The organism is Pseudomonas sp. NPDC079367, from assembly GCF_044542195.1.
GTDB lineage: Bacteria > Pseudomonadota > Gammaproteobacteria > Pseudomonadales > Pseudomonadaceae > Aquipseudomonas.
Genome location: NZ_JBITTW010000069.1, coordinates 2,276 through 8,703, shown reverse-complemented (window position 1 = coordinate 8,703; position 6,428 = coordinate 2,276). Strand labels below are relative to the sequence as shown.

General features: G+C 61.6%; 4 protein-coding genes and 1 pseudogene. All 5 read left to right on the top strand.

Annotation, left to right across the window (positions count from 1 at the left end; translation table 11 throughout):
* The coding region (locus tag ACIGDJ_RS27750; RefSeq protein ID WP_397504695.1) for a DNA gyrase C-terminal beta-propeller domain-containing protein at window positions 1–2,060 on the top strand (2,060 nt) is incomplete at its 5' end.
* Window positions 2,061–2,290: 230 nt separating this feature from the next.
* A complete protein-coding gene (gene serC, locus ACIGDJ_RS27745) occupies window positions 2,291–3,376 on the top strand; it encodes a 3-phosphoserine/phosphohydroxythreonine transaminase (protein ID WP_397480247.1) in 1,086 nt (361 codons plus the stop codon).
* Window positions 3,376–4,470, top strand: a complete 1,095-nt coding sequence (gene pheA, locus ACIGDJ_RS27740) for a prephenate dehydratase (RefSeq protein ID WP_397480246.1) — start codon at window positions 3,376–3,378, stop codon at window positions 4,468–4,470. The genes serC and pheA overlap by 1 nt, the downstream gene beginning before the upstream one ends.
* Before the next feature lie 12 nt (window positions 4,471–4,482).
* Window positions 4,483–5,595 carry a histidinol-phosphate transaminase gene (hisC, locus tag ACIGDJ_RS27735; protein WP_016770923.1) on the top strand — a complete coding sequence of 371 codons (1,113 nt, stop codon included), beginning with the start codon at window positions 4,483–4,485 and terminating at the stop codon, window positions 5,593–5,595.
* 28 nt (window positions 5,596–5,623) lie between these two features.
* Window positions 5,624–6,428 (top strand): annotated as a pseudogene (locus ACIGDJ_RS27730) (prephenate dehydrogenase/arogenate dehydrogenase family protein); the annotation flags it as partial.

The following is a 6,428-nucleotide window of genomic DNA, read 5'->3' as shown; positions in this document are numbered from 1 at the left end:
ACCCCGAGCTGACCGTCGATGAGCTGATGCAATACATTCCCGGTCCGGACGTCCCGACCGCGGCGATCATCAACGGTCGCGCCGGCATCATCGAAGCCTACCGCACCGGTCGCGGACGCATTTACATGCGCGCCCGCTCGATCATCGAAGACATCGACAAGGTCGGTGGCCGTCAGCAGATCGTCATCACTGAGCTGCCTTACCAGCTGAACAAGGCGCGTCTGATCGAGAAGATCGCCGAGCTGGTCAAGGAGAAGAAGCTCGAAGGCATCACCGAGCTGCGCGACGAGTCCGACAAGGACGGTATGCGCGTCGTGATCGAACTGCGTCGCGGCGAAGTACCTGAGGTGATCCTCAACAACCTCTACGCCCAGACCCAGCTGCAATCAGTGTTCGGTATCAACATCGTCGCGCTGATCGACGGCCGCCCGCGCATCCTCAACCTCAAGGATCTGCTGGAAGCCTTCGTCCGTCACCGTCGCGAAGTGGTTACCCGCCGTACCGTGTTCGAACTGCGCAAGGCGCGCGAGCGTGGGCACATTCTCGAAGGCCAGGCCGTTGCCCTGTCGAACATCGACCCGGTGATCGCCCTGATCAAGGCTTCGCCAACGCCGTCGGAAGCCAAGGAAGCGCTGATCAGCACGCCTTGGGAATCCTCCGCTGTGGTGGCGATGGTTGAGCGTGCCGGTGCCGATTCGTGCCGTCCGGAAAACCTCGATCCGCAATACGGTCTGCGCGAAGGCAAGTACTTCCTCTCGCCGGAACAGGCGCAAGCGATTCTCGAACTGCGCCTGCACCGTCTGACCGGTCTGGAGCACGAGAAGCTGCTGGCCGAGTACCAGGAGATCCTCAACCAGATCGGCGAGCTGATCCGCATTCTCAACAGCGCCGTGCGCCTGATGGAAGTGATCCGCGAAGAGCTGGAAGTGATCCGCGCCGAATACGGCGACGTGCGCCGCACCGAAATTCTCGATGCCCGTCTCGACCTGACCCTGGGTGACATGATCCCGGAAGAAGAACGCGTCGTGACCATCTCCCACGGTGGCTACGCCAAGACCCAGCCGCTGGCTGCGTACCAGGCTCAGCGTCGTGGCGGCAAAGGCAAATCGGCTACCGGCGTCAAGGACGAGGACTACATCGCTCACCTGCTGGTCGCCAACAGCCACACCACGCTGCTGCTGTTCTCCAGCAAGGGCAAGGTGTACTGGCTCAAGACCTACGAGATTCCGGAAGCCTCCCGCGCGGCCCGTGGCCGTCCGCTGGTCAACCTGCTGCCGCTGGATGACGGTGAATACATCACCACCATGCTGCCGGTCGAGGAATACACCGAAGGTCACTACATCTTCATGGCCACCGCCAACGGCACCGTGAAGAAGACCCCGCTGGAATCCTTCAGCCGTCAGCGCAGCGTTGGCCTGATCGCGCTGGAGCTGGACGAAGGCGATGTGCTGATCTCCGCGGCCATTACCGATGGCGAGCGTGAAGTGATGCTGTTCTCCGACGGTGGCAAGGTCACCCGCTTCAAAGAGTCCGACGTACGTGCCATGGGCCGTACCGCTCGCGGCGTGCGCGGCATGCGTCTGCCGGAAGGGCAGAAGCTGATTTCCATGCTGATCCCGGAAGAAGGCAGCCAGATCCTCACCGCTTCGGCGCGTGGTTATGGCAAGCGCACCGCGATCACCGAGTTCCCTGAGTACAAGCGTGGCGGTCAGGGCGTGATCGCCATGGTCAGCAACGAGCGTAACGGTCGTCTGGTCGGTGCGGTGCAGGTGCTCGACGGTGAAGAAATCATGCTGATCTCCGATCAGGGCACCCTGGTGCGTACCCGTGTCGACGAAGTGTCGAGCCTGGGCCGTAACACCCAGGGTGTAACGCTGATCAAACTGGCCAAGGATGAAACGCTGGTCGGGCTGGAGCGGGTTCAGGAGCCTTCGGAAATCGAAGGAGAAGAGCTCGAAGGTGAAGAGGGCGAGGAGTTCGCAGGCACCGTCGGTATCGACGACGCCGCCGCAGACGACCAGCAACTCGACGCCGCAGCTGACGAAGAGCCGCAGGAATAAGCGGGCAAACAAGGGGGCGGATGAGAATTCGCCCCCTTGTTATTTGTCCTGTTTGAAATTTGAATCACCCACAGGACTCGGTGTGGGAGCGGGCTTGCTCGCGAAGACGGACTGACATCCGATGACGATGTCGCCTGATCTACCGCTTTCGCGAGCAAGCCCGCTCCCGCATTGAATCCGTGTTGGCTGATGATGTAATGCGTTACCACCAAATCAGAGCGAGATTGGATGTGAGCAAGCGAGCCTATAACTTCTGCGCCGGTCCGGCGGCGCTGCCTGAAGCTGTCCTGCAGCGCGCCCAGGGTGAACTCCTTGATTGGCACGGCAAGGGTCTGTCGGTCATGGAAATGAGCCATCGCAGTGATGAGTTCGTGTCCATCGCCACCCAGGCCGAGCAGGATCTGCGTGACCTGCTGAATATCCCGTCGAACTACAAAGTGCTGTTTCTGCAGGGCGGCGCCAGCCAGCAGTTCGCACAGATCCCGCTGAACCTGTTGCCTGAGGGCGGCTCGGCCGACTACATCGACACCGGTATCTGGTCGCAGAAAGCCATCGAAGAAGCCTCGCGCTACGGTCACGTCAACGTTGCCGCCACCGCCAAGCCTTACGACTATTTCGCCATTCCTGGCCAGAACGAGTGGAATCTGTCCAAAGACGCCGCTTACGTTCACTACGCGCCGAACGAAACCATCGGCGGCCTGGAATTCCAGTGGATCCCGCAAACCGGTGACGTGCCGCTGGTGGCCGACATGTCTTCCGACATCCTCTCGCGCCCGGTCGATATTTCGCGTTTCGGCATGATCTACGCTGGCGCGCAGAAGAACATCGGCCCGAGCGGCATCGTCGTCAACATCATCCGCGAAGACCTGCTCGGCAAGGCCCGCTCGCTGTGCCCGACCATGCTTAATTACAAGGTCGCAGCTGATAACGGTTCGATGTACAACACCCCGCCGACGCTGGCCTGGTACTTGTCCGGTCTGGTGTTCCAGTGGCTGAAAGAGCAGGGTGGCGTTGAAGCCATCGCCAAGCTCAACGACGTCAAGCAGCGCACGCTGTACGACTTCATCGACGCCAGCGGTCTTTACAGCAACCCGATCAACAAGTCGGACCGCTCGTGGATGAACGTGCCGTTCCGTCTGGCTGACGATCGTCTGGACAAGCCATTCCTCGTCGGCGCCGATGCGCGCGGTCTGCTCAACCTCAAAGGCCACCGCTCGGTGGGCGGCATGCGCGCCTCCATCTACAACGCCGTCGACATCACCGCGGTCAACGCGCTGGTGGCCTACATGGCGGAATTCGAGAAGGAACACGGCTGATGTCCGAGCAAGAACTCAAGGCACTGCGCGTTCGCATTGACGCTCTGGACACCAAAGTCCTCGAGCTGATCAGTGAGCGTGCGCGTTGCGCCCAGGAAGTCGCCCGCGTGAAGATGGCCTCGCTGGCCGAAGGCGAAGTGGCGGTGTTCTATCGTCCCGAGCGCGAAGCTCAGGTGCTCAAGCGCGTGATGGAGCGCAATCAGGGGCCGCTGGGCAACGAAGAGATGGCGCGGCTGTTCCGCGAAATCATGTCTTCGTGCCTGGCGCTGGAGCAGCCGCTGAAAGTGGCTTACCTCGGCCCTGAAGGCACCTTCACTCAAGCGGCAGCGATGAAGCATTTCGGCCACGCGGTGATCAGCAAGCCGATGGCGGCGATCGACGAAGTGTTCCGCGAAGTGGCGGCCGGTGCGGTGAATTTCGGCGTAGTGCCGGTCGAAAACTCCACCGAAGGTGCGGTCAACCACACGCTGGACAGCTTCCTCGAACACGACATGGTGATCTGCGGCGAAGTCGAGCTGCGCATCCACCATCACCTGTTGGTCGGCGAAAACACCAAGACCGACAGTATCAGCCGCATCTATTCCCACGCGCAGTCGCTGGCCCAGTGCCGAAAGTGGCTGGACGCGCATTACCCGAATGTCGAGCGCGTCGCGGTGTCGAGCAACGCCGAAGCGGCCAAACGGGTCAAGGGCGAGTGGAATTCGGCGGCGATTGCTGGCGACATGGCGGCGGGCCTGTATGGTCTGACGCGACTGGCCGAGAAAATCGAGGATCGCCCGGACAACTCCACGCGCTTCCTGATGATCGGTAACCAGGAAGTGCCGCCGACCGGCGACGACAAGACCTCGATCATCGTGTCCATGAGCAACAAACCCGGCGCGCTGCACGAGCTGCTGGTGCCGTTCCACGACAATGGCATCGACCTGACCCGCATCGAAACCCGTCCGTCGCGCAGCGGCAAATGGACGTACGTGTTCTTCATCGACTTCGTCGGCCACCACCGCGATCCGTTGATCAAAGGTGTGCTGGAAAAGATCAGTCAGGAAGCAGTAGCACTCAAAGTGCTGGGTTCCTACCCGAAAGCAGTTCTCTAAGGGCGGTAGCAAATGAGTGGCAACTTCCTCGCTCTGGCACAGCCGGGCGTGCAACAACTTTCGCCGTACGTTCCGGGCAAGCCCGTGGACGAACTGGCGCGCGAGCTGGATCTGGATCCGGCAAAAATCGTCAAACTGGCGAGCAACGAAAATCCGCTGGGCGCCAGCCCAAAAGCCTTGGCGGCGATTCGCGAAGAGCTGGCTGAGCTGACCCGCTACCCGGACGGCAATGGTTTCGCCCTGAAATCGCTGCTCGCCGAACAGTGCCGCGTCGAGCTGAATCAGGTCACGCTGGGCAATGGCTCCAACGACATTCTTGAGCTGGTCGCCCGTGCCTATCTGGCGCCGGGCCTGAATGCCGTGTTCAGCGAGCACGCTTTCGCGGTATATCCGATCGCGACTCAAGCGGTCGGCGCGCAAGCCAAAGTGGTTCCGGCCAAGGATTGGGGGCACGATCTGCCAGCAATGCTCGCGGCAATCGATGCCAACACCCGCGTGGTCTTCATTGCCAACCCGAACAACCCGACTGGCACCTGGTTCGGCGCCGAAGCGCTGGACGAATTCCTGCAGGACGTTCCCGAGCATGTGCTGGTGGTGCTCGACGAGGCTTATATCGAGTACGCCGAAGGCAGCGATTTGCCGGACGGTCTCGACTTCCTCGCGGCCTACCCGAACCTGCTGGTGTCGCGCACCTTCTCCAAGGCCTATGGTCTGGCGGCGCTGCGCGTCGGTTATGGCTTGTCGACGCCAGTGGTGGCGGACGTGCTGAACCGCGTTCGTCAGCCGTTCAACGTCAACAGCCTCGCGCTGGCGGCGGCGTGTGCGGCGCTGAAGGACGAGGAATATCTGGCGCAAAGCCGTCAGCTCAACGAATCCGGCATGCAGCAGTTGCAGGCGGGTTTCCGCGAGCTGGGGTTGGGCTGGATCGAGTCCAAAGGCAACTTCATCTGCGTCGATCTTGGCCAGGTCGCGGCGCCGATTTTTCAGGGCCTGCTGCGCGAGGGCGTGATCGTGCGTCCGGTGGCCAATTACGGCATGCCGAACCACTTGCGCGTGACCATCGGTCTGCCAGCAGAAAACAGCCGTTTCCTCGAGGCGCTGCGCAAGGTTCTGGCTCGTGGTTGATGTCACTGCGCTGCAACCTGCTGCACCTATGATCGGTCGCCTTGTGGTGGTCGGTCTGGGGTTGATCGGTGGTTCGTTTGCCAAGGGTTTGCGTGAAAGCGGCCTGTGCCGTGAAGTGGTCGGCGTCGATCTGGATCCGCAATCGCGCAAACTGGCTGTCGAGTTGGGTGTGGTTGATCGCTGTGAAGACGATTTGGCCGCAGCTTGCATCGGTGCCGATGTGATTCAGCTGGCGGTGCCGATTCTGGCCATGGAAAAACTGCTCGCGCGTCTGGCGGGTATGGATCTGGGGCAGGCGATTCTTACGGATGTCGGCAGCGCCAAAGGCAACGTCGTGCGCGCCGCGACCGAAGCGTTCGGCGGCATGCCGGCGCGTTTCGTCCCGGGGCACCCGATTGCAGGTTCCGAGCAGAGCGGGGTGGAAGCCTCCAACGCCGAGCTGTTCCGCCGGCACAAGGTGATCCTGACGCCGCTGGAGCAAACCGATCCTGCCGCGCTGGCGGTGGTCGATCGCCTGTGGCGCGAACTGGGCGCCGATGTCGAGCACATGCAGGTCGAGCGGCACGACGCAGTGCTGGCCGCGACCAGTCATCTGCCGCACCTGCTGGCCTTCGGTCTGGTCGATTCGTTGGCCAAGCGCAATGAAAATCTGGAGATCTTCCGTTACGCTGCCGGTGGTTTTCGCGATTTCACAAGAATCGCCGGAAGCGACCCGGTGATGTGGCACGACATCTTCCTCGCCAACCGCGAGGCTGTCCTGCGCACACTCGATACATTTCGCAGCGACCTCGACGCCTTGCGCGACGCGGTCGATGCAGGGGATGGGCACCAAT